Origin of the sequence: Pseudarthrobacter sp. CC12 (assembly GCF_039907755.1) — a bacterium.
GTDB lineage: Bacteria > Actinomycetota > Actinomycetes > Actinomycetales > Micrococcaceae > Arthrobacter > Arthrobacter niigatensis.
Genome location: NZ_JARDJH010000020.1, coordinates 13,541 through 37,287 on the forward strand (window position 1 = coordinate 13,541; position 23,747 = coordinate 37,287).

The following is a 23,747-nucleotide window of genomic DNA, read 5'->3' on the forward strand; positions in this document are numbered from 1 at the left end:
AGGCTTGATAGACGTTAAAGGATGCTCGATGTCCTGAACCCCGCCCTGCCCTTCATCGCCATGGCCCTGGCCGTGCCGGCCGGACTCACCCTGTCATGGCTGCTCCGCAAGATCGTCCTGAAGCTGAACCGGAAACGGCCCGAGCTGCAGGCCACCTCCCGGGTGGCCCGCCAGCCGCTGCGGCTGGCACTGTGCCTGGTGGGCGTCCGGGCCGCGCTGGGCCTGACAGCCGGCGGTGAAAGCTGGCACGCCGGCGTCGACCATCTCCTGCTGCTTGCCTTGATCGGTTCGTTCGCGTGGCTTGCCATCGCGGTCCTGCTGATCGTGGAGGCGGTGGTGCTGAACCGGCACAGCGTGGACGTGGCGGACAACAGGACGGCGCGGCGGCTGCGCACCCAGGTGATCCTGGCCCGCCGGATCGCCGTGGCACTGGTGGTGGTGCTCGCCGTCGGCACCGCCATGCTGACGTTCCCCGCGATCCAGGCGCTGGGTGCCGGGCTTCTGGCGTCCGCGGGTGTGATCTCCATCGTGGCGGGCCTCGCCGCGCAGACCTCACTGGTGAATGTCTTCGCCGGGATGCAGCTCGCGTTCACCGACGCCATCCGCGTGGATGACGTGGTGGTGGTCCAGAAGGAGTGGGGGCGGATCGAGGAGATCACCCTCACCTATGTGGTGGTGCACCTGTGGGACGACCGCCGGCTGATCCTGCCGTCCACGTACTTCACCACCACCCCGTTCGAGAACTGGACCCGCCGCCAGTCCGAGGTAATGGGCACCGTGGAGTTCGACCTCGACTGGCGCGCCCCCGTTGAGGACATGCGCACCGAACTGCGCCGCGCCCTGGCCGGCACCGAACTGTGGGACGGGCGCGTGGGCGTCCTGCAGATCACCGATGCCACCGGAGGCTTTGTCCGGATCCGCATCCTGGTCAGCGCGGCGGACAGTGCAGCGCTGTTCGACCTCCGCTGCCTGGTCCGCGAAACCATGGTGACGTTCCTCCAGCAGGACCATCCGCAGGCGCTGCCACACCAGCGCTGGGAGCAGGCAGCGGACGACGCCGGCACGGCCACCCGGCGCAAGGCACCGTTGCGGGGACTGGCTGGGCCCGGGGCAGCAGGGGCGCACGCGGACCCGCACGAATCGCAGCTCTTCACCGGATCGGTCGAGGCCGTGGAGCGGTCGAGGGCCTTTACCGGCCCCGGCGACGAGGTATTCGAGGAACGCGGCCGCAACCTGGCATCCCACAACTGAAAACCCTTGATAGGTGACCATATGGTCACCTATCATGGGAGTCATGGACGACGTGTTCAAAGCACTCTCCGACCCCACCCGCCGGGACCTGCTCGACGAACTGTTCCGCGAGGACGGCCAGAGCCTGAGTGCGCTTGAGGCACGGTTCAGCATGAGCCGGTTCGGGATCGCCAAGCACCTCCGCATCCTGGAGGACGCAGGCCTGGTGGTGGCCCGCCGTCGCGGGCGGGAAAAGCTTCATTTCCTCAATCCCGTCCCCATCCGCCTGGTCCACGACCGCTGGGTCAGCAAATACGCAGAACCATGGGCCGCTGCCCTCAGCGACCTCAAATCCAGATTGGAAAGTCCCATGGAAAAGATCTTCGAGATTTACATTAAGACCACGCCCGAACGGCTCTGGGAAGCCATTACGGACAGCGACATCCGCAGCAAGTACCAGTTCGGCAACACACTGCAGTCTGACTGGACGCCCGGCGGCCGCTTCGAAATGGGCAATCCCAAGGCCGGCCAGATCCTCGGCGAAGGCGAAAACCTGGAAGTCGACCCGCCGCGGAGGCTGGTGCAGACCATGCGGGCCCTCTGGGGCGATGACGTCAAGGCCGAAGGCACATCGAAGATCACCTGGGAGATCGAACCGGTGGGCGATTCCTGCCACCTCACCGTCACGCACAGCGACCTGCGGGAGGGCGCCAACGAACAGCTCTACGGCGGCTGGCCGATGATCCTCTCCGGCCTGAAGACGTGGCTGGAAACCGGCGAGAAGCTCACCACGCCAGGCTCCCTGATGTACACGTAGAGTCCCCCGCGCAACCGGGCTAGGCCTTTTGCTGCCGCCAGAATACGGAAATCCCGAACGTCACCACACACAGCACCAGCATGGCCAGGACCATCCGCATCCAGCTGTCCTGGTGCACCCCGCCGGACGCGAAAACCCCGATCATCACGGTGGCGGTGATGGCACCCACATAGCGGCAGGTCTGGTAGATGCCGGCCGCGACGCCCCGGTCCTGCGGCCGCGTCGAGACGAACATGCCCTGGTTGGAGGCGATGCCCACGGTTCCGTAGGGGATGCCCATCAGGGCTGTCAGGACCACCACGAAGGGGATGGCCAGGGTGCCGGTCAGCACCCACATGAGGGCCGCCACCACCGTCAAAAGTACGACGCCGGCCAGCAGCACCCGCCGGACACCGAACCGTCCCATCGCCGCAACCGCCCATGGGGTGGCTACGACGGACATTCCGGCGAGGGGAAGCATCAGCAGGCCCACCACGCCGGGGTCGTAGCCGCCGGCTTCCTGGAGCAGCTGCGGGAGGCCGAAGAAGACGAAGTAGTAAACGCTGCTGAATACGGCGAAGGCCAGGTACACCAGCATCAGCGGCCGGTTCCGGCCCAGCAGCCGCAGGTCCAGGAAGGGCTTGGCGAAGCGCAGCTCGCGCCAGACAAACAGCGCTGCGAGCACGGTTCCGCCGGCCAGCATCAGCCAGCGGTAGTCCGGCGCCACGTTCAGCGCCGCCATCATGACCAGCAACAGGGCGCCGATGAAACCTGCGATGCCCGGGAGATCCGAGTCCCGCACCAGCTCGGCCACGCTGCCGCGTTCCCTGGCCTTGTCCGGCGGTGCCGCCCTCGCGACGATCAGCAGCGCCGCCAGGGACAACGGCACGTTGACCAGGAACAGCGACTCCCAGCCCACAAAACCCACCAGCAAACCACCTACCACGGGACCCACAGCGGCGGCCGACGTGTTGGCCATCTGCAGCCGCCCCAGGGGGCGCGCCGCCTCCACGTTTGCCTGGTGTGCCAGCGTGCCCACCATCACTACCGCACTCGGATACGCGGTGGCCGTGCCGAGGGCCATGACCGCACGCGCGACGCAGAGGAGCGCGAAGTTGGGGGCCAGCGGAGCCAGCGCACACGTGATGGCCACCAGTCCCATGCCCAGCAGGAACATCCGCCGCGGGCCGAACCGGTCCGCCAGCCTGCCCATCACCGGCTGGCCGGCGGCAGAGGCCAGATAGAAGGATGTGACCACCCAGGTGACGGCCGCGACGTCGAGCCCAAAGTCGGCACGCAGCACCACCAGGGCCACGGCGATCATGGAGGAATTCAGCGGGTTCAGTGCCGTGCCCAGACTGAGTCCGGCGACGGCCAGGGCAGTCCTGGGTTGGTTGCTCACGGTAACAGTCTGGCCCACAGCAGGCGCCGGGAACGACTTGGCGGACGCTAATCGTGGTGTGGCGTTGGCTACTTGGCGGTCAGTCCCACCGGGAACAGCGCGTCCTCGACGGCCCTGGTGAGGTCCCGGATCACCTCGGCCTGCCCGTCATCCGGCACGCCTTCCGGGTTCTCGGTGTAGATGACCAGTGCGAAAGTGGAGCCGCGGTAGCTCAGGAGCGCTGCATCGTGCAGTTCCCCGCCCACCTCCCCGTACTTGTGGTAGACGTCCACTCCGGAACGTGATCCTGCGGGTATGAGGTCCTCGTTGTTGGTGTCCTGCATGTAGCCCAGCAGCTGCTCCGTGTTGTCCTTGTCCAGGAGCTCCCCCGCATACAGCTTCTTGAGGATCAGGGCCATGTCCGCCGCGGTCAGCATGTTCTGTTCGGGATCGTAGGTGACCCCGATTGACGCCGCGTAGGCAATGAGTTGCGGGTAGCCGACGGCATCCATCAGGAGCAGCCAGGAATCGTTGCTGCTGTCGTTGACCATGGCCTTGAGCTGGAACGCCGCGTCGTAGTCGCCCATGGGATCGTCCAGGCTCGCCTGGCCGTTCTCCACCAGGTGGTAGTAGGCGGCGGCGGTCAGGATCTTGGCCGTGCTGGCCGCCGTGAAGGTGTCCGCATCGCCAAACGTCCGTTCAGCACCGCCGGACACGTCGGCGAGCGCCAGCCCGATCCGGTACTGGTCCGCTTCACCAAGGATGTTGTCCACGCTGTCCTGCAGCGACGGCGGGGCGGCCGCCACCGGTGAGGCGGGAACCGCGGGCTGCGTGGGAACTACGGCGCCCGAGGGCGGCTCCGACCGGACCACCGCGAGGGTCACGGTGCCGATGATCACGAGCACCAAGGCGACAGCCAGGATGATCAGCCTCTTATGGCCCTGCCGCCTGCCGGCTGACGGCGTACCCGGAGCCGGCGGTTTGCCCGGCACCGGCGGCGGAGCATCGCGGCCGGGTTTGGGCACCATGTGGTGCTTGGACATACAAGGGCTCCTGGTCCGCTTCGGCAATTTCAAACAACGTCAGCGCGGGGGTGTGCGCGCTGACAGATGCTGATTAAATCACCGGAATTTGGGAGCTTCCTGAAGGCTTGCCGGACGTTCCGCCGGGCCGTTCCGGCGACCCGACGAATTTTTGCCGACGCGCAATTTCCCTGGCGCCGCCCGAATGCCGGCCGCCCTAGGGACTCTCCGGTTCGGTAACAATTCTTGGGGTCGAAAACTTCGAGTACACGGTACTCGTGCGCTTCAAATCGGCGTGGCGTCTACTGGTACCTGTACGGGGGCGGTGCCGCACGCCGCCACGGGCACAAATAGATCACGTTGTTGGGGGGAACCGATCGTGAAGCAGCAGGACAACTCGAAGGAGAACGGTGCATGAACCCGCGTGAAGCACCAGCCCCGCGCGCGCGAGTCGCGCACGACGTCCACGAGGGGGCAAACTACGAATCGACAGGGCGGCTGAAGCCGCGCCCATGGCCGGTTGGACCGCGTGAGAGCTACGGAAAAGTCGACTTTGACGATGGCGACGGACAGACCGTCCTCACCCTCTTCATCCAGCGCGGCCCCGACGACGGATACGTGCTGCAGGTGGAGCATTTGGCAGCGCCGCTACGGATTGACGGTACTCTCCTTCGCCTGGGCCCGACGCCACGCATTGACAAAAGCGCCGCAGGCTTCCGCCGGATCACCGCTGCCCGGACGGTTGCCGAGAACGCGGAGTCCGAGCTGGAGGCGGCCGTCCGGGCGGCCCGCGCGAACGGAGACTCCTGGGAGGCCATCGGCGCCGCGCTCGGCACATCCGCCCGAACGGCCCGGGAGCGGTTCCGGCACTAAGGCCTCAGCTCGAAAGTGGGCTGCCCAGGTAAAAGCCAAGGAGCGCGGCAGGCCGTTGCCTGCCGAAGCCTAGCCCCGGGTGCGCGCGGCGAGCGCCGTGTCCAGGAATTCCAGGTGCGCAGGGGCCACGGTCACCACGCTGGCCAGGTATTCAGGGTGCTTGGCCAGGAACTTCTTGATGAAGGGGCACACCGGGACGATGCCTATGCCCTCCTCCACCGTGCTGTCCAAGGCAACTGTGGCCAAGCGGCCGGCCAGGCCCTGGCCGCCGTATTCCTCGTTGATGACGGTGTGGTAGAAAATCCGCTGCGGCGACTCCCCGCCGTCGTACTCCTTGTACGCCGCCTTGCCGATCACATTGCCGGCATCAAGAATCTCGAAGCGTTCGCGCCCGGGGTTGTGGCGGACGGTGATGTCGCTCAAGGGAACTCCTTCGATTGCGGATGGTGCTGACCCGTGCAAAGCCTAACCTGCACGGGGCACCACTTATTTCCGCAATCGGCGGTGTATCCCGGCACCCCCGCCCGCCGCCGCGTCAGCTCAGGTAGCCGTTCGGGTTCAGGACGTACTTGGTGGCTGCGCCCGCGTCGAACTCCGCGTAGCCCTTCGGTGCCTCCTCCAGCGGAATCGCCTTGGCGTTGACGTTCTTGGCGATGTTGACCCGGTCATTCAGGATGGCCATCATCAGCTGCCGGTTGTACTTCATGACCGGGCACTGGCCGGTAGTGAAGCTAAGGGACTTGGCCCAGCCCGTGCCCAGGCTCAGCGACAGCGCACCTTTCTTGGCGGCGTCATCGATGCCGCCCGGATCACCGGTGACGTACAGGCCGGGGATGCCGAGCGCTCCGCCGGCGGCCGTGAGCTCCATCAGGGAGTTCAGGACGGTCGCCGGTGCCTCCTTGGCGTCATGGCCGTGGCCCTTCGCTTCGAAACCGACGGCGTCCACGCCGCAGTCCACCTCCGGGACGCCGAGGATCTGCTCGATCTGATCCTTCGGGTCGCCCTTGGAAAGGTCCACAGTCTCGCAGCCGAAGCTGCGTGCCTGCGCCAGCCGGCCCTCGTTCATGTCGCCCACAATCACGACGGCGGCACCCAGCAGGTGCGCGCTGGTGGCCGCTGCGAGGCCAACAGGACCGGCACCGGCCACGTATACGGTGGAGCCAACGCCGACACCGGCTGTGACCGCACCATGGAACCCGGTGGGGAAGATATCCGAGAGCATGGCAAGGTCCAGGATCTTCTCCATGGCTTTGTCCTTGTCCGGGAACTTCAGCAGGTTCCAGTCTGCATACGGGACCAGCACGTAGTTGGCCTGGCCTCCCACCCAGCCGCCCATGTCCACGTAGCCGTAGGCACTGCCCGGCCGGTCTGGGTTCACGTTCAGGCAGATGCCGGTCTTGCGTTCCTTGCAGTTCCGGCAGCGTCCGCAGGCGATGTTGAACGGCACGGAACAGAGGTCGCCCACCTTGATGAACTCGACGTCGCGGCCCACCTCCACCACTTCGCCGGTGATCTCATGGCCCAGCACAAGGTTGGGCGGGGCTGTGGTGCGGCCGCGGACCATGTGCTGGTCCGATCCGCAGATGTTGGTGGCCACGGTCTTGAGGATGACCCCGTGGTTGACCGGGCGTCCCACATTGGCGGGGTTGACCCCGGGGCCGTCTTTGAGCTCGAACGTTGGATAATCAATGTCAATTACTTCGACCTTGCCGGCTTCTTTGTAGGCAACGGCTTTGTTCCCTGTCATCTATCGCTCCTGTAGTCAGGCGTCCGGTGGGACGGCCGTGATCTGGGTAGGTGAGACATCCCGCGTGGGGAACAGTCCTGGCCGGTTGGTGCATCCTGATGTTTGTCGTGGTCAGGTACCGGTTCCCGGGGTGGGGATCCGCCCAGTCTAGGCATGGCCCCCAGAGCGGTCTAGGGGTAAGTGCCCCTTGTTTGCCGGGGGCTTCCAACGGGTAACTCTTATTCGCGGCGTACGCTGTACCAACCGGCTCCGCACATGCAGGACGGCCGGTTCCCAGGCAAGTTCTACCGTTGAGGAGAACGGCATGAAAACGCGCACTATTGGACAACTGACAGTCTCCGCCCTTGGCCTTGGCTGCATGGGCATGAGCGAGTTCTACGGCACCGGTGACGAGCAGGAGTCGGTGGCCACGATCCACGAGTTCCTGGACGCCGGCGGATCGCTGCTGGACACGGCCGACATGTACGGCCCCTTCACCAACGAGAAACTTGTGGGCAGCGCCATTGCAGGACGCCGCGGAGACGTTGTGCTCGCCACTAAATTCGGCAATGAACGCCGCGAGGACGGTTCCTGGGTGGGCATCAACGGCCGGCCCGACTACGTCCGGTCCGCTTGCGACGCCAGCCTGCAGCGGCTGGGGGTGGACCACATCGATCTCTACTACCAGCACCGGGTGGACAAGACGGTTCCCATCGAGGACACGGTGGGCGCCATGGCGGAACTGGTCCAGGCCGGGAAGGTCCGCTTCCTGGGCCTCTCCGAAGCATCCGCGGAAACCATCCGGCGGGCCCACGCCGTGCACCCGATCACCGCGCTGCAGACGGAGTACTCGCTGTGGGAGCGGGAGCCCGAGACCAAGGTGTTCCCCGTGCTCGCGGAGCTGGGCATCGGTTTCGTGCCGTACAGCCCCCTGGGCCGTGGTTTCCTCACCGGCCAGATCCGCAGCGTGGACGACTTCGCCGAGGACGATTTCCGCAGGCACTCCCCCCGCTTCCAGGGGGAGAACTTCACACGGAACCTGGAACTCGTGGACCGCGTCAAGGAGCTGGCGGACCGGAAACAGTGCACTCCCGGCCAGCTGGCCCTCGCCTGGCTGCTGGCACAGGGCGAACACATCGTGCCGATCCCCGGTACCAAGAAACGCGAACGCCTGCACGAGAACCTCGGCGCCGTGGACGTGGAGCTGACCCAGGACGAGCTCCAACTCCTGGACGAGCTGGCACCCGCGGGGTCCACTGCCGGTGCCCGCTACCCCAACATGTCCTCTATCGACACGTAGCCAGGGAAGCACGCACGGCCGGCCACTGCAATGGTGCACGACGGCGGGGCGGGGCTGGCGTAGGGTGGTTCCTACGGCTGAAGCAAGCGGCCGCAGTTTCCTTCTGTGCGGAGCCCAGTTCCATGTCCGACGAACCTGCCCTTCGGGCCCTTGCTGCTTCCTCCTTCAACCTGCCGGACCTTCGGGACGGGCAGCTTTCCGGCATGGCCGCGCTCGCGGAAGGCCGCGATGTCCTGGCCGTCATGCCCACCGGCTACGGCAAATCAGCGATCTACCAGGTCGCAGCACTGCACCTGCACAAGGCAACGGGACGTCCCGCCGTCGTGGTTTCACCGCTGATTGCCCTGCAGGAGGACCAGCTGGACGGCCTGTCCCAGCTCCTCGGACCGGATGCCGCCGTAGCCATCAATTCCTCACACAGCGATGCCGAAATCGAGGATGCCTGGCGCGCTGCCGGGGAAGGCTCGGCCGTGTTCCTGTTCCTCGCCCCGGAACAGCTGGCCAAGCAGGCAACCGTGGACCGTATCAAGGCACTGGACATCACGCTGTTCGTCGTGGATGAGGCACACTGCGTCTCCTCCTGGGGACACGACTTCCGGCCCGACTACCTGGCGCTCGGACGTGTCCGCGCGCAGCTGGGGAACCCGCCCGTGGCTGCCCTGACAGCTACGGCTTCCCCTCCGGTCCGGGACGAGATTATGGAGCGGCTTGGTATGAACAAGCCCTTGGTGCTGGTGCATGGGTTCGACCGGCCCAACATCAGCCTCGACGTGGTCCGGCACCACGAAGACAAGGACAAGCGCAAAGCCGTGCTGGTGCAGGTCGCCGGCCTGGCACGCAAAGGGCATGGGCTCCTCTACGCCGCCACCCGGAAGGACACGGAGAAATACGCCGCCAAACTGGTCGCGGAGGGGCTGCGTGCCGAGGCGTACCATGCGGGCCGGTCCGCCGGGGACCGGGAACGCATCCACGAGCTGTTCCTGAACGACGAGCTGGACGTGGTGGTGGCCACCACCGCCTTCGGCATGGGAATCGACAAGCCCAACGTGCGCTTCGTGGTGCACGCTGACATCCCGGAATCGCTGGACTCCTACTACCAGGAGATCGGACGGGCAGGCAGGGACGGCGCACCCGCCTCAGCCGTCCTGCACTACCGGTCAGAGGACCTTGGCCTGCGGAAATTCTTCGGCACCCACTCCCCCGATCCCGGGTCTCTCCTTGCCGTCCTGAAGGTACTCAAGGCCGCGCATGCACCCACGCCCAAGTCCTCCCTCGCGGAGTTGACGGGGTTCAAGGCCCGGCGCATCACGTCCCTTGTGAACCAGCTGGAGGAAATCGATGCCGTCAGCACCGGGAAGCGCGGGGTGCGGCTCACGTCCAAAGCCAAGCTGCCCGCGTTGGTGGGTGACGCCGTCGAGCTGGCCGAAGCCCGGCAGCGGGTTGACCAGTCGCGGCTGACCATGATGCGCGCCTACGCCGAGACGGACGGCTGCCGCCGGCAGTTCCTGCTCGGCTACTTTGGCGAGGACCTGCCGGACCCCTGCGGCAATTGTGACGGGTGTGCTGAAGCCGCCAACCAGGCGGCGGCGAAGGAGTCCGACGGCGGCGCGCCGGCATCCGCTGCCGGCGAGCCTTTCCCGCTGCAGTCCACGGTGGTCCATAAGGACTGGGGCCCCGGCCTGGTGATGCGGCACGAGGACGATGTCATCACGGTGCTCTTCGAGCAGGAAGGGTACAAAACGCTGTCCAGGGCAGCCGTCGTGGAGCACCAGCTGCTGAAACCCGCTTAGGTAGGCTGGGGGTACACCCCAACGAAAGGCCCGCCGCGTGGACGTACCTGCTTATGCCTGGACCCTGACCATCGCGGCGATCGTTGCGCTGCTGGCCTTCGACTTTTTCTTCCACGTCCGTAAGGCCCACACCCCCTCCCTCAAGGAATCAGCCACCTGGTCCGCCATCTACGTGACCATCGCGGTGCTCTTTGGGCTGGTTGTGCTTGTGTTCGGCGGATCCGACATGGGCACCGAGTACTTCGCCGGCTACGTCACGGAGAAGGCCCTGTCCGTGGACAACCTTTTCGTGTTCCTGATCATCATGGCCAGCTTCAAGGTGCCGCGGGCTGACCAGCAGAAGGTGCTGCTCTTCGGCATTGTCTTCTCCCTGATTGCCCGTACGGCCTTCATCTTCCTGGGTGCGGCGCTGATCAACAGCTTCGCCTGGGTGTTTTACATCTTTGGGCTCATCCTGCTGGTTACGGCGGGAAACCTGCTCAAACCGGACGACCACGACGACGACTCCGACGGACTGGTGGTCCGGCTCGCCAAGAAACTGCTGCCCGCCTCGGAACATTACGATGGCGACAAACTGTTCACGGTGGAGAACGGCAAGCGGGTCCTGACGCCGATGCTGCTGGTCATGGTGGCCATCGGCGGGACAGACATCCTGTTTGCCCTGGACTCCATCCCGGCAATTTTCGGGCTGACCCAGAACGTCTTTGTTGTCTTCACTGCCACGGCGTTCTCGCTGATGGGCCTGCGGCAGCTGTTCTTCCTGATAGACGGCCTGCTGGACCGGCTGATCTTCCTCTCCTACGGCCTTGCCGCCATCCTGGGGTTCATCGGCGTGAAGCTCATCCTGCACGCCCTGCACGAAAACACGCTGCCCTTCATTAACGACGGCGGGCATGTCAACGTGGTGGAGGTCAGCACCGGCCTGTCACTCAGCGTGATCCTCGGGGTTCTGGTGGTGACCATCCTCGCTTCGGTCTTCAGCCCCAAGGGCAAGGCCAAGAACGCGGTATCGGGGGCGAGGCGGCACGCCACCGAGTACGTGGACCTCAACTACGAAACGGACATGGCGGAGCGGGACAAGATCTTCGCCAAGATGGTCCGTGAGGAGGACCAGATCCGGAAGCTTCCCGAGAAGTACAAGCGGCTGGTCCGCCATGAAACGGAGTTCATGGACCTGATCCGGAAAGCCCATGACGAGCACGACAAGGCCCAAGTCAGGGCGGCCGCCAACGAGGGCTGAGGTTACCGGCCCAGTTCGGGACCGTGGAATGTGCCTGATCACCAGACCTGTTGCGTTGGCCCGGCATCTGATTGTCAGCCCCTCTTGCTAGGTTTGATTCCAGGCCGGGGGAACCGACTCCGGGCCCGCAAACAGTTGGGGAGGCCCCGTGTTTCTGCTGGACGCTGCCGGTCATCATGCCGGATCCGACGCGCCGCCGGACCTGGTCTTCTCCGCCAGCGACCTTGTGGCGGCCTCCGAATGTGAGTACCGCACGCTCCGGATCCTGGACGAAAAACTGGGTCGTGCCCCCAAGGCGGAGTTCCCGGTGGACGAGATGCAGAAGCGCGCCGGCGAGTTGGGCGACCAACACGAGCAGACCGTGCTCGCCAGCCTGGTGGCCAAGTACGGTAAGTGGGACGCGAGCCGCGGCGCCGGGGTCTACTCCCTCGAACGTGGCCAGAACCTGCGCGGGGAGCTGCAGGCAAAGCACGCGGAAACCGAACTCGCCCTCCGCTCCGGGGCAGATGTGGTCTTTCAGGCGACGTTTTTCGACGGCGAGTTCCTCGGCTACGCCGACTTCCTGGTCAACGAGGCTGCGGGCACCGGCAACCCGGGCCGCTACGAGGTTTGGGACACCAAACTTGCCCGTCACGCCAAAGTTGGGGCACTGCTGCAGCTGGCCGCCTACGGCGATCAACTCCTGGGGATGAAGCTGGACCCCTTCCCCGTCGTCACGCTGGTCCTTGGAACGCGGGTAGGTGAGGACTGGCTGCGGAGCAGCCATTCGCTGCCGGACCTGCTGCCCGTCTTCCGGGAACGACGCCGGCGCTTCCGCCACCTCACAGCCAGCCACCGCGCCGGTGACGGCACAGTGGAGTGGCAACAGCCCGGCGTCGTGCACTGCGGACGCTGCGACTACTGCGCGGAACAGGTGCAGCTCCACAGGGATCTCCTGATGGTAGCGGGCATGTCGGTGGCCCAGCGGCGGAAACTGCACGGGACCGGCATCACCACCATCGACGAACTGGCTGCGATGCCAGCCGGCGAGGCAAGGAACTCGGTGGCCAGGCTCCGTGCCCAGGCGCGGATGCAGCTCGGCCTGGATCGAACCGCAGGGTCCCGGACGTTCACGAAGGATGGACAGCCGCATACAGTGTCGTTCAGCGTGCTGCCGGACAATGCCATCGGCTCGCTTCCTGCCCCCAGCGACGGTGACATCTTCTTCGACTTCGAGGGCGATCCGCTATGGCAGGATCCGGCCACGGGCGCGTGGGGCATCGAGTACCTCTTTGGCGTCGTCGAAGCTCCGGTGCCGGGTGCCGCCGGTGATCCGGTGTTCCGGCCGTTCTGGGCGCACTCCCGGTCCGGGGAACGCCGCGCCTTCCTGGATTTCCTGGAGTACGTCGAGAAACGCCGTGCCGTCTACCCGGACATGCATGTGTACCACTACGCTGCCTACGAAAAAACTGCGTTGCGGAACCTGTCCCTGGCCCACCAGGCCGGCGAGGACACGGTGGATGACTGGCTGAGGCAGGGCCTGCTGGTGGACCTGTATGCCACCGTCCGGCACTCGATCCGCATCTCGGAGGCCTCCTACTCCATCAAGAAGCTCGAACCGCTCTACATGGGAGACAACCTTCGGTCCGGCGACGTCAAGGATGCCGGCGCCTCCGTGGTGGCCTACGCCGCCTACTGCGCCGCGCGTGACGCCGGACGGCATGAGGAAGCCGCCACAATCCTGGCTTCCATCTCCGACTACAACCACTACGACTGCCTCTCCACCCTTCGGCTCCGGGACTGGCTGCTGGAAATCGCACCGCGGGCGCAGAAAGACGGAGCCGGTGGCGGAGCGGTCGCCGCCAACGGGCCACCCATGGAAGTGATGGCCGCCGGAGGGGAAGGCGACGGCGGCGTCAGGCGCGGGCCCGGGGAAACCCAGGAAGAGACGCAGCTGCGGGAGTACTTGGCCAGCCTTCCCGATGACCGGCCCTGGACCGATGATGAGAGGGCCCTCGCCATGGTGGCAGCCGCCACCGGATACCACCGGCGGGAGCGCAAGCAGTTTTGGTGGCAACACTTCGACCGGGTCGAGGCGCCACTGGACACCTGGGCCGACCAACGGAACGTGTTCATTGTGTCCTCCGCGGAAGTGGTCTCAGACTGGGCTCTGGCCAAGCCCCGGGAACGGATGCGCACGCGCGTCCTGAAGCTCCGGGGCACTATGGCAGAGGGTTCCGATTTCCGCCCCGGCTCCAGCTGGTGCCGGCTGTATGATGCACCCGGGCCTAATGGGATGGCTGACCCGCAGGCCGCGCCCGGAACAAGGGCTTTCACGTTCGGGACCAGGATCAGTGAGCTTGAGGCGGCGCCGGACAGCCCGGAACACCTTATCACCATTGCGGAGCGGGAGACCGGAAAGGTGGGCGCCTACCCGCAACTGCCCGTGGCCCTGACCGAGGACCAGCCCCTGGCCACCGCCAGTATTGAAGCAGCCATCGCGGAAATAGCCCGGACGGTGGGGGCTTCTGCCCCGGTCCTTCCAGCCCAGCCGGGCCTGGACATCCTGCGCAAACTGCCACCGCGTTTTCGTTCCAGGCCGGGTCCCGCGGAGGTGCTGCACGGCCGGGATGGCGCTGCCGACTACGCCGGAGCCATTACGGAGTCCTTGCACGATTTGGACCACTCCTACCTGGCCGTCCAGGGCCCGCCGGGGACAGGCAAGACCTTCGTAGGCGCCCACGTTATAGCCAGGCTCGTGGCCCGGGGATGGAAGGTTGGCGTGGTGGCGCAGTCGCACAACGTGGTGGAAAACCTGCTCTGCCGAGCCATCGAAACCGGCGGAGTGGATCCGCACGCGGTGGCCAAGAAATTGGCCGCGCCACATCACGTTCCCTGGGGCCTCACATCGGAAGGCGACGTGGCCCGCCTCCTTGAGTCGCCTTCCGGCTGCCTGGTCGGCGGCACTGCCTGGACTATGACGGGCAAGGAAGTCCCGTCCGGGTCACTGGATCTGCTGGTCATTGACGAGGCAGGCCAGTTCTCCCTCGCCAACACCCTGGCGGTCTCTGCGGCAGCCAAGCGGCTGCTCCTGCTGGGCGACCCGCAACAGCTTCCGCAGGTTACCCAGGGCACGCACCCCGAACCCGTGGATGAGTCAGCGCTGGGCTGGTTGGCGGCCGGCCACGCCACCCTGCCTTCAAGCCTGGGGTATTTCCTGGCAGATACCTGGCGGATGCATCCGGACCTGTGCCGGGCGGTATCCAACCTCAGCTACGAAGGAAAGCTGCACTCTGCTCCTGCTGCATCGCTTCGCGAGCTCGAGGGGCTGCCGCCTGGAGTGGAAACGGTCTTCGTTGATCACAGCGGCAATGCCACTGCCTCGCGGGAAGAAGCAGAGGAAGTGGTCCGGCAGGCGCGCCGCCATCTCGGCCTGAAATGGACACCGGGCGCGGACTCTGAGTCCCGCCCGCTCGAGCAGCAGGACCTGCTGGTGGTCGCTGCCTACAACGCCCAGGTCCATCTGATCAGCAAACATTTGGCCGAGGCCGGGCTGCCGGAGGTGCGGGTGGGCACGGTGGACAAGTTCCAGGGCCAGGAAGCTCCGGTGGTGCTGGTTTCCATGGCCTGTTCGGCAGTGGCTGAGGCTCCGCGTGGAGCGGAGTTCCTGCTGAACCGGAACCGCATCAATGTGGCCGTGTCGCGCGGACAATGGCGTGCCGTGATTGTCCGCTCCCCCGAGCTCACCAGCTATATGCCGCACAAGCCAGCGGCGCTGGAGGAACTCGGTGCCTTCATCGGGCTCAGCCCGCGGGAGTAGCCGCACCGGCGGCAAACGCCGGTCAGTGGGCCCGGAATCTGTTGAAAGTCCCCCGGGCAGCAGAAAAGTCAGACTCGACCCGCTCCACCCGGCCGGGAGTCCGGTCCGATTTGAGCCAGTCCAGCAGTTTCTTGACCTGCGGTTCGGCGCCTTCGGCAATCACCCGAACTGAACCGTCGTCGAGGTTGCTTACCTCGCCTGACAATCCAAGCTCCTCCGCCGTGCCCATGGTCCAGTAGCGGAAACCCACACCCTGGACCAGGCCGAAGACCCTGGCGTCCAGCCTGACAGTGTCCTGCGCAGAACCGCCCCGCGCTGGATCGTGCGGAGAACCTGCGTGCCTGCCCATGCTGTTCCTCTCCCAAACCGTGCTGCCCCCATAGGGTCGCAGTGACCGCCGCCATGATGCCATGGGACGGGCGCCTGCGACCCAAGAAGGGGTTGCAGGCCGGTTAGTTGATGGTGATATCGCGGGTGGCGTGGTTGTAACGGATGGTGACCGTGCCGCCGGTGTGGTGCAGCTCGTGGTTGGGTCCGTCGAAGGTGCCGAAGGCACCGTAGTTCTCGGTCCAGGAGCGGTTAAGGGCGATCTTGAACGTGTAGTAGCCTGCCGGCAGTTCGGCGCTCTTCTTCCACAGCTGGTCCAGGAAGTCGAATTCCATCTGTGCTTCGTCGTACTGCGGTGCCCAGTTCTCCGGCGCACCCAGGATGGTGTTGAAATCGCCGGCCAGTGCCACGGCCTCGGGCTGCGGCAGCGTTTCGACGTCAGGGCCCTCCAGCGGCTCGGCGGCAGCAGCCGTTCCGGCCTTGTCCTTCGCAGGAGCCTTCTTGCGGACGGCTGCAACCACGGGCTCAACGGCGTCCTCGAGTGCCTTCGCTGCCTTGCCCACAACAGAGGCCGCCTTCTTGGCGGGGGCTTTGCGGGTGGTCTTCTTCGGAGCCTCCGCCTTCGCCGGAACCTCCAGTGTTGCCGCAGCGGCGGAGACCGGCCGGACGAAACCTGCGGGAGCCGTGGGAACCGGGGTGTCGGCAGGGACGGGAGTGCCGGCGTCGAGCGCGGCCGCGAAGGAGTCCGCATCAGGGAAGGCGACCGTGGCCCGCATGCCGTCCTCGGTGATGGTCCAGCCCGAGCGGCCCTTAACCAGCCAGCCCGCCTTGACCAGCTTGGCGGTGGCCGAGGTGAGGGTCTTGTGTCCGCGCGGGATTCCGCCGCTGAGGAGCTCGGACTCATGGTCGTTGAACGGTACCCGGGCGGTTGCTTCCGCCAGGACCTGGCCCGCATTCAGTGCATCGCCGGACCACACGCCTTCGGTCAGGACATCCAGGACGGTCTTGAGTCGAAGGTAGGTGTTTTCTGCGGTGGACTTGGCCATGATTCCCCTTATATAAAAGCGATCGGTCTTAGGCATCTTGCCAACTGCCCATTAAATCGCGCGACTTTAATTGGTTAACTCTGCGTGTCGTGACCGACTATGAAGCGGATGGTGCCGCAAGTGAGGCGGAGGTCTCGGGTAAGGGCTGTCTGCATAACCCTCAAGCGCTGACACGGGTGCTGCCCTGCACTCCCCAGACACGCCTGCGGCACCTAGTTTACCGGGCGGAAAGACCGGCTGTTGCGCCCGGTACCGCAGCGGTCAGTCGGCTACTTCCCTGCCGTTCAATTCCGCTACCAGCTCCGCCTTCCGCTCCTCCGTTGCGAAGGAAGAGTGGATGGAGTTCGCTGCCAGCCGCGCCTTGTCGAAATCGGACAGCTCGAACACCGCGGTGAGCTGGGCAAAGTTGTCATCCACGTAGCCGCCAAAGTAGGCGGGATCGTCTGAGTTGACTGACACGTTTAATCCTGCGGCCAGCATGGCGGGCAACGGATGGTCAGCGAGGGTGTCAACGGCACGGAGCCGGACGTTGGACAGTGGGCACACCGTCAACGGAACGCGCGCGTCCACCAGACGCTCCACCAGCTCCGGATCATCCATGCAGCGGATGCCATGGTCGATCCGCTCCACACCCAGGATGTCCAGGGCTTCGTAAATGTACGACGCCGGGCCCTCCTCCCCTGCGTGCGCCGTCAGCCGCAGGCCTGCTTCACGCGCTTTCGCGTACAGCCGCTCGAACTTGGAGGGCGGGTTTCCCACCTCTGCCGAGTCCAGCCCAATGGCGCCGATGGGGGCATCCATGGCCAGCAGCTGGTCCAGGACTTCCAGCGCCGACTCCTCCGGCAGGTCACGCAGGAACGCCGCAATGAGGATGGTGGAGATGCCGAATTCGTCCTCCGAGGTTGCCAGCACCGAGGCGACACCGCTGACGCACGCCTCCAAGGAAATCCCGCGGGAGAGGTGCGCCTGCGGGTCCATCATGATCTCCGCGTGCCGGACGCCCGCGGCGGCAGCCCGTTCAAGGTATGCCCGCGTCATGTCCGCGAAGTCCTGCTCGGTGCGCAGCACGGCCATGTTGGCGTAGTAGAGGTCCAGGAAGGACTGCAGATCGGTGAACTCATACTTTTCGCGGAGCTCGTCCAGGCCCGAGTAGGGCAGTTCAATGCCGTTGCGTTCAGCCAGGGCAAAGATGAGTTCGGGCTGCAGCGTGCCTTCGATGTGCAGGTGAAGTTCGGCCACCGGAAGGGGCTTGGCGGGTGCCGCGGGTTCCACGGAGTCCGTCTCGGTTTCGGGCATGGCGCTGCCGCCGGAAAAGTTGTCCATCGGGACAGAATAGTGCCCCCGCGCGATTCGCGCCCGTCCGCACTCGCGGAGGCAGTCCGCCCGCGCTCCTGAACGCACACCGGCGCGGTGGTGGCTATCTATGCGAGGGCCCATCCCCAGCGCGCCGGCGGAATCTCGATTTGATAACGCCCAGACGATGTCTTAGCGTGAAATACATGCCCGTTCGGCGGGCGACTTGATTGCCCGGTGCTGCCTTCACCAGAACTGCCCAGCGGCAGCCACCGACAGTGACCTCTATTCGTCAGGGGCGGGCAGTGGCGCGACGATCTCCGGGGACGGAACCAGCGCTGGTGGCCTTCAGGAGCATCACCATCATGAAAAACACCAAATTCCGTACTGCCGCGCGCCGCGGAGTCACCCTGGCCGCCGTCTCCGCGGCAGGTTTGGCCCTTTCCGCCACGGCGGCCAACGCAGCTACCCCCACGTCCACGTGGGACGCACTCGCGCAGTGCGAGAGCGGTGGCAACTGGTCCACCAACACGGGCAACGGCTTCTCCGGTGGCCTGCAGTTCACCTCCAGCACCTGGTCCGCGTATGGCGGAACGGGCTCCCCCGAAAACGCCAGCCGTGAACAGCAAATCGCTGTAGCCGAGCGGGTTCAGGCTTCCCAGGGCTGGGGTGCCTGGCCGTCCTGCTCGTCGCAGCTGGGACTGAGCGGCGGCGGCGGAGCACCGGTCCAGAGCGCCCCCGTACAGAGCGCACCGGTGCAGAGCACCCAGGCTAAGAGCGCGCCGGTCCAGAACGCTCCGGTCAGGCAGGCCCCCGCGCCGCGGCACGCAACCTCGGTTCCGCTCAGCGGCGAGACGTACACCCTGCAGGCCGGGGACACCCTGAGCATCGTTGCGCAGAAGCTGGGCATCCAGGGTGGGTGGCAGCACCTTGCCGACGCCAACCTGGACACCATCTCGGATCCGAACCTCGTGTTCGCGGGACAGGTCATCCAGCTTCCCGCGTAGCACCAGCGGACGCTTCACCAGCGGCTTTGGCCGCATTGCCTTTCCAAGGCGACACAGGCAGGTCGGCGATAGACAAATTCCGTTGACCAAAGTACGACGCCGGCACACCCCCACGAGGGATGTGCCGGCGTCGTACTTTAACCGCCAAGCCCTGCCGCCGTGGGCGGCAGGGTCCGGACGGTCAGCTGGCGGGGAGCTCGCGGACGATCCGAACTTTCCAGGCGGACTCGTCACTGGTGTCCAGCAAGGCGACAGTGCCATGCGCAAGGTTCAGTGCCACCCGCTTCACGGCCAGCAGCTCCAAGTAGAGGTGCTCGTTCATGCGGCTGGGGGTGTCGATCATGTACTTCACGGCGTCCCGCAGCTGACGGTAGTTGGCGCTGCGTTCCCGGTGCATGTGCAGTTCCAGGGCGGACCGTTGCTTGAGCCGCGGCTCGTGCCGGTTGAGCAGCGTCACGGCGGCGTGCACTGCAACCACGAGGGTCAGCGAAACGCCATAGATCCACCAGCCGCTGGAGAGCAGGAAGAGGGGCAGGTTTCCGATGGCTACGAGGGCAATGACCACCCTGAGGGCAGCAATGCGGCGGACCGTCCTGGCAACGGCAGCCATGCCGTCGCGGAACCGGTGCTGATCCTTGCGCGCCGTGGCAGGATCGATTGTGAACTCGTCGAGAACCAGGATTCCCTGGGCTTCCGGCCCCAACATCTGTCCGTAGCGGGGCAGTGCGGCTCGGGCGTGGTCGACGGCTTTGTCAGGTGTAGATGTCATGAGAGAGCTTCCAAAACGCGGGGGTGGTTGCGGTGATCTTAGTGGGTCAAGCTGGGAGCCGTATGCAGGTGTCCATTATTTGGACACACCGTCATGCCCCAAGTGGTCCTGGGCACTGTAATTGGAACATCCGCCGCATGCCGTCAGACTGAATAGATGCAAACCTTCCTCCCGTACCCTGACTTCCGCGAAAGCGCCAAAGCCCTGGACACCGCACGGCTGGGCAAGCAGCGGGTCGAAGCCCTGCAAACCCTCCGTGCCTTGGTGATTCCCGGGTACGGCTGGCAGACCCACCCCGCCATCCGGATGTGGATGGGCCACGTGCCCGCCCTCACCATGTACGGACTGGCCATGGTGGACGAATGGCTCGAACGCGGCCACCCGGACAACACACGAGCGAACATCGCAGAGTTCGCGCCGCAGGCCGGGCACCCCGACTACGCCGCCAAAATCGTGATGCCGCCATGGCTCGGAGACCCGGACTTCCACCTGAGCCACCGCTCAAAGTTGGTGCACAAGGAACCCAAGTTCTATGCTCCTGTCTTCCCGGATGCAATTCCTGAAATGGACTATCTCTGGCCCGAACCCCGGCACGAATTCCTGCCGCAGGAGCCGGAAGGGGACCTGCTGTGGATCCTTCGCGAACCGCATGACGACGTCGATCCCCAGTCCCTTTCCACTGTGGCGCTCCCGCCCGTGAACCGGAGCGCTGCTGCCGCGGCCGCGATGTCCGCCGGGGACGACGGCTATTCGCCCGTCTACGTCGAGGACGGCTCGCGGCGGCCGTCGCGTGCGCCGAAGAAAGCGCCGCCCAGGCCCCAGGCGAAGAAGCCCACCCGCAAACGCCAGGCGCAGGAGGAGGCGTTCCGTACCCTTCCTGGCAAGACTCCGGTTGCTGTCCCCTTCGAAAACGGGGCCAGGTTTGCAGTGGGCCAGGTGGTGGGGCGTCCCATTACCCTGGCCGACGGCCGTTTTGGCAGGAATTTTGAAGTCACCGAGATCATCGACCGCTCGGCATTCACCTATCCGGCGCTGCTGCAGGATCCCCGCGTGTTCTTCCCGGTGGAGGCACCGTAGGCCATGACGGTTCTCCTGGCGGGGTGCGGGGACCTGGGCACCGAGGCGGGGCTGCGGTTTGCTGCCCTGGGCCACCGCGTGGTGGGCTGGCGCCGCTCCCCCACGAAACTGCCGGCAGCCATTGAAGGCGCCGCGGCTGACCTGGGCTCGACGGACCTGCCGCCCGTCCCCGCGGACACCACCGCCGTCGTCATCGCTGTTGCTGCGGACTCCCCTACGGAGGAGGCATACCGGTCTGCGTATGTACGCGGGGTGGCAAACGTTCTTGATGCGCTGGACCGGGACAAGGTGACGCCGGAGCGGGTCATCTTTGTCTCCTCCACTGCTGTTTACGGCGATGCGGGTGGCGGCTGGGTGGACGAAAACACCCCACCGGAGCCCGGCGGATTTTCCGGGCGGGTGTTGTTGGAAGCCGAGGGACTCCTGCAGGCCAGGCTCTCGGGGAGCCGCACAGCCGGCGTCTCGCTCAGGCTGGGAGGCATCTACGGGCCGGGCCGGACGCGCCTGATTGACCAGGTGAAGGCGGGCTCTGCCGTGGTCCCTGAGGACGTTCGCTACACCAACAGGATCCACCGCGACGACGCCGCGGCTGCCATCGTGCATCTTGCCGGGAAGGCAGCCGCACCGGGCCCCGTCTACATCGGCGTGGACAACGATCCGGCCGACCTGGGAAGCGTGCTGCGTTTCCTGGCGGCCCAACTGGGCCTCCCCTCACCCCGCGTTGGCGATGCCGGGCCGGCCCGTGGGGGCAACAAACGGTGCCGGAACGAGTTGCTCCGCAGCACGGGGTTCACCTTCGCGTTTCCGACGTTCCGCGAAGGGTACAGGGACGTTATGGCAGGGAACGGCGTCCGCCACCCGTGACCGGGGCCGCCGTTCCAAAGTGACCGCCAAGCGGGGCCCGCGCACGGGCTTGGACAAGCTTGGCACGGACTGGGGCAGGGCATGGAGTTTCGGCAGGTTATTGAGACGGTTGGGCAGCTGGTCGACTTCGCAGGAGTCGCAGTCATGGTCGTCGGAGCAGTGGTTTCCCTCCCCATGGCGCTCCGGGGTCATCAGCCGCGGCAGCTTCCGGCGGGCAATGAGAAACTGAGTTTCTACCGTTCCTACCGCCAACTGCTGGGAAGATCCATCCTGCTGGGCCTCGAACTACTCGTCGCTGCCGACATCATCCGCACAGTTGCCGTCACGCCGACGTTCGCCAGCGTCGGAGTGCTGGCCATCATCGTCCTGATCAGGACGTTCCTCAGCTTCTCCCTCGAGTTGGAAATCACCGGGCGCTGGCCGTGGCAAAAGGACCCGTCGGCTGCCCGTCCCCATTCCACCGCCGCACGCAGCTAAGGGCCCGCTGGGGTTAGCCCACCCCAGCGAAGTGTGTCCAAAGACTGTCCGTTAGGCTTCACCCATGACCGAAAACAGCAGCGCAAGAGCCTCCGAACTTCTCCGCCTACACCAGGCCCCTGAGATCCTCCAGGTGGTCAACGTATGGGATGCCATCACGGCCAAAGTCATTACGGACATCCCGGGAACTACTGCCCTGGCAACGGCAAGCCACTCGATCGCCGCGACGCTGGGCTACGAGGACGGCGAGAACATTCCCGTCGACGAGATGATCAGCTTTGTGGGCCGCATCGCGGCGGCCACCCACCTGCCGGTCAGCGCTGACCTTGAGTCCGGCTATGGGAACCCCGGGGAGACAACCCGCAAAGCCATCGGAGTCGGAATCGTTGGAGCCAATATCGAGGACCAGATGCGCCCGCTCGAGGACGCCGTAAACCAGATGGCAGCCGTCGTGCACGCTGGCGCTGCAGAAGGAATCGACTTTGTCCTGAACGCGCGGACCGACGCCTTCCTCAAGGGAAAGGACCGGGATCCTCAAGACGTTCTTGCCGATGCCATCGCGCGCGGCAAGGCCTTCCTGGACGTCGGTGCCACCACGGTCTTCGTCCCTGGCCTCCTGGACGAGCCCACGGTCACGGCCCTGGTGGAAGCCATCGGTTGGAACAAAGTCTCGGTCATCAACGTGCCCGGGTCCCTGCCGCCGGCGAAGCTGGAGGAACTGGGCGTGGCCCGCATTTCGTACGGTCCCTGGACCCAGAGGGTGGCGCTGACGGCCCTGGCTGACACAGCTGCCAAACTTCTCGCCGGTGGCCACCTTCCCGAAGACACACGCCCACTGAACTGAGAGCTGCGGAGCTGAATAACAGGGCGCTTAGCCATCCGGACCGAGCGAAGGAGTGGGAGGACCTTGACCGGAAACCTGAATGCCGCAGGAGTGTGGCCGCGGCCGCCGGCACTTCCCAGGCCGGTATTTTCCGACCAGAGGTGGCTTGATGCCGTCTTCCTTCACTGGCGCATTCCGGAGGCCGCCGCCGCCGCGTACATGCCTGAGGGGGTTCAACCCGATGTTTTCGACGGCAGTTCCTGGGTGGGCCTGATCGGCTTCCGCATGGAACAAGCGGGACTCGGAACCGGCCCCGGCATACCGTACCTGGGCAGCTTCAACGAGGTGAACGTCCGGCTTTACTCCCGCGAACCGAATGGGACGCGCGGAGTTGTCTTCCTAAGCCTCGACGCCACCAGGCTGCCGGTGGTTCTGGCCACGCGGGCTGCCGGAATCCCATACGTGTGGTCGCAGATCCGGCAATGGCCGTCCTTTCCCGGCGGCGACGCGCGGCAACAGGCAACTGGAGCGGCTCGTACACCTGGGAGTGCGAATCAATCCACGGTCGGCTATTCGGTGCGCCGGCTCGGCGCCGCCGGCGCACGCAGCAACTTCGGGGTAATCCCCGATCTGCACACCGCGGCCGTCGACCCTTTATCCATCTTCCTGACGGCGAGGTACGGCATGCACGGGCGCTTTCACGGCAGGAGCATCTACGTCCCGAACACCCACCACGAATGGCCACTTTTTAGCGCCAAGGTCCATCGGCTCCGTGACGGACTGGTGAGGGCGGCCGGTATCAACGTCAAGGGCCCGCCAGAGTCCGCCCTCTACTCTCCGGGAGTCCGGACAAGGTTCGGCCGGCCACGCGTGCTGGGAGCCACCGGCTAAAGAACCTCATCCTGGA

At 65.6% G+C, this 23,747-nt stretch carries 21 protein-coding genes; 13 read left to right on the forward strand and 8 right to left on the reverse strand.

What is annotated here, in order from left to right; genetic code table 11:
* Positions 1 to 21: 21 nt before the first annotated feature.
* Together PV772_RS14190 and PV772_RS14195 are read left to right on the forward strand one after the other, a co-directional pair.
* The gene (locus tag PV772_RS14190; protein ID WP_347886574.1) at positions 22 to 1,251 is read left to right on the forward strand and encodes a mechanosensitive ion channel domain-containing protein; all 1,230 of its coding nucleotides are present in this window, start codon (positions 22 to 24) and stop codon (positions 1,249 to 1,251) included.
* Positions 1,252 to 1,294: 43 nt separating this feature from the next.
* Positions 1,295 to 2,047: a metalloregulator ArsR/SmtB family transcription factor gene (locus PV772_RS14195; protein WP_347886575.1), complete on the forward strand. Its 753-nt coding sequence runs from the start codon at positions 1,295 to 1,297 to the stop codon at positions 2,045 to 2,047.
* Positions 2,048 to 2,066: 19 nt separating this feature from the next.
* Here PV772_RS14195 and PV772_RS14200 read toward each other — a convergent pair whose 3' ends face one another.
* Both PV772_RS14200 and PV772_RS14205 read right to left on the reverse strand, forming a co-directional pair.
* On the reverse strand, positions 2,067 to 3,428 hold the full coding sequence (locus tag PV772_RS14200; protein ID WP_347886576.1) for an MFS transporter: 1,362 nt from the start codon (positions 3,426 to 3,428) through the stop codon (positions 2,067 to 2,069).
* A 68-nt stretch (positions 3,429 to 3,496) separates the two neighbouring features.
* Positions 3,497 to 4,450: a serine hydrolase gene (locus PV772_RS14205; RefSeq protein ID WP_347886577.1), complete on the reverse strand. Its 954-nt coding sequence runs from the start codon at positions 4,448 to 4,450 to the stop codon at positions 3,497 to 3,499.
* A 393-nt stretch (positions 4,451 to 4,843) separates the two neighbouring features.
* On the opposite strand from PV772_RS14205, the gene PV772_RS14210 reads away from it, so the two are divergent.
* The gene (locus PV772_RS14210; protein WP_141157942.1) at positions 4,844 to 5,302 is read left to right on the forward strand and encodes a hypothetical protein; all 459 of its coding nucleotides are present in this window, start codon (positions 4,844 to 4,846) and stop codon (positions 5,300 to 5,302) included.
* A 69-nt stretch (positions 5,303 to 5,371) separates the two neighbouring features.
* On the opposite strand, the gene PV772_RS14215 is transcribed toward PV772_RS14210, so the two are convergent.
* Entirely contained in the window at positions 5,372 to 5,725 is a 354-nt protein-coding gene (locus PV772_RS14215; protein ID WP_141157943.1) for a GNAT family N-acetyltransferase, read from the reverse strand.
* Positions 5,726 to 5,837: 112 nt separating this feature from the next.
* Positions 5,838 to 7,049, reverse strand: coding sequence for a formaldehyde dehydrogenase, glutathione-independent (gene fdhA, locus PV772_RS14220; protein WP_141157944.1), 1,212 nt, complete (start codon positions 7,047 to 7,049; stop codon positions 5,838 to 5,840).
* 304 nt (positions 7,050 to 7,353) lie between these two features.
* On the opposite strand from fdhA, the gene PV772_RS14225 reads away from it, so the two are divergent.
* The 4 genes from PV772_RS14225 (at position 7,354) to PV772_RS14240 (ending at position 15,157) form a co-directional block, all read left to right on the forward strand.
* Positions 7,354 to 8,328, forward strand: a complete 975-nt coding sequence (locus tag PV772_RS14225) for an aldo/keto reductase (protein WP_141157945.1) — start codon at positions 7,354 to 7,356, stop codon at positions 8,326 to 8,328.
* A gap of 122 nt (positions 8,329 to 8,450) precedes the next feature.
* The gene (locus PV772_RS14230; RefSeq protein WP_141157946.1) at positions 8,451 to 10,118 is read left to right on the forward strand and encodes an ATP-dependent DNA helicase RecQ; all 1,668 of its coding nucleotides are present in this window, start codon (positions 8,451 to 8,453) and stop codon (positions 10,116 to 10,118) included.
* Positions 10,119 to 10,155: 37 nt separating this feature from the next.
* Complete coding sequence (locus PV772_RS14235; RefSeq protein ID WP_141157947.1) at positions 10,156 to 11,358, forward strand: TerC family protein; 1,203 nt, start codon at positions 10,156 to 10,158, stop codon at positions 11,356 to 11,358.
* Between the two features lie 148 nt (positions 11,359 to 11,506).
* Entirely contained in the window at positions 11,507 to 15,157 is a 3,651-nt protein-coding gene (locus tag PV772_RS14240) for a TM0106 family RecB-like putative nuclease (RefSeq protein ID WP_141157948.1), read from the forward strand.
* A 22-nt stretch (positions 15,158 to 15,179) separates the two neighbouring features.
* Here the strand turns inward: PV772_RS14240 and PV772_RS14245 are convergent, their stop codons facing one another.
* The 3 genes from PV772_RS14245 to PV772_RS14255 form a co-directional block, all read right to left on the reverse strand.
* Positions 15,180 to 15,506 (reverse strand): acylphosphatase, encoded by a 327-nt coding sequence (locus PV772_RS14245; protein WP_141157949.1) that lies wholly within the window; start codon positions 15,504 to 15,506, stop codon positions 15,180 to 15,182.
* 103 nt (positions 15,507 to 15,609) lie between these two features.
* The gene (locus tag PV772_RS14250; protein ID WP_347886578.1) at positions 15,610 to 16,530 is read right to left on the reverse strand and encodes a glycosidase; all 921 of its coding nucleotides are present in this window, start codon (positions 16,528 to 16,530) and stop codon (positions 15,610 to 15,612) included.
* A 261-nt stretch (positions 16,531 to 16,791) separates the two neighbouring features.
* On the reverse strand, positions 16,792 to 17,826 hold the full coding sequence (locus tag PV772_RS14255; protein ID WP_347886603.1) for an adenosine deaminase: 1,035 nt from the start codon (positions 17,824 to 17,826) through the stop codon (positions 16,792 to 16,794).
* 362 nt (positions 17,827 to 18,188) lie between these two features.
* Between PV772_RS14255 and PV772_RS14260 the strand changes: the two genes are divergently transcribed.
* Complete coding sequence (locus tag PV772_RS14260) at positions 18,189 to 18,830, forward strand: transglycosylase family protein (RefSeq protein ID WP_141157951.1); 642 nt, start codon at positions 18,189 to 18,191, stop codon at positions 18,828 to 18,830.
* 181 nt (positions 18,831 to 19,011) lie between these two features.
* Here PV772_RS14260 and PV772_RS14265 read toward each other — a convergent pair whose 3' ends face one another.
* Positions 19,012 to 19,599, reverse strand: coding sequence for a hypothetical protein (locus PV772_RS14265; RefSeq protein ID WP_141157952.1), 588 nt, complete (start codon positions 19,597 to 19,599; stop codon positions 19,012 to 19,014).
* Between the two features lie 156 nt (positions 19,600 to 19,755).
* On the opposite strand from PV772_RS14265, the gene PV772_RS14270 reads away from it, so the two are divergent.
* The 5 genes from PV772_RS14270 to PV772_RS14290 all read left to right on the forward strand — a co-directional run bounded on the left by PV772_RS14270 (position 19,756) and on the right by PV772_RS14290 (position 23,731).
* On the forward strand, positions 19,756 to 20,676 hold the full coding sequence (locus tag PV772_RS14270) for an MSMEG_6728 family protein (protein WP_307360931.1): 921 nt from the start codon (positions 19,756 to 19,758) through the stop codon (positions 20,674 to 20,676).
* A gap of 3 nt (positions 20,677 to 20,679) precedes the next feature.
* Positions 20,680 to 21,540, forward strand: a complete 861-nt coding sequence (locus PV772_RS14275) for an SDR family oxidoreductase (RefSeq protein WP_347886579.1) — start codon at positions 20,680 to 20,682, stop codon at positions 21,538 to 21,540.
* A gap of 81 nt (positions 21,541 to 21,621) precedes the next feature.
* On the forward strand, positions 21,622 to 22,017 hold the full coding sequence (locus PV772_RS14280) for a DUF1622 domain-containing protein (protein WP_141180866.1): 396 nt from the start codon (positions 21,622 to 21,624) through the stop codon (positions 22,015 to 22,017).
* Between the two features lie 64 nt (positions 22,018 to 22,081).
* Positions 22,082 to 22,861: an isocitrate lyase/phosphoenolpyruvate mutase family protein gene (locus PV772_RS14285; RefSeq protein WP_141180865.1), complete on the forward strand. Its 780-nt coding sequence runs from the start codon at positions 22,082 to 22,084 to the stop codon at positions 22,859 to 22,861.
* Positions 22,862 to 22,924: 63 nt separating this feature from the next.
* Entirely contained in the window at positions 22,925 to 23,731 is an 807-nt protein-coding gene (locus PV772_RS14290) for a DUF2071 domain-containing protein (protein WP_347886580.1), read from the forward strand.
* Positions 23,732 to 23,747 lie beyond the last annotated feature (16 nt).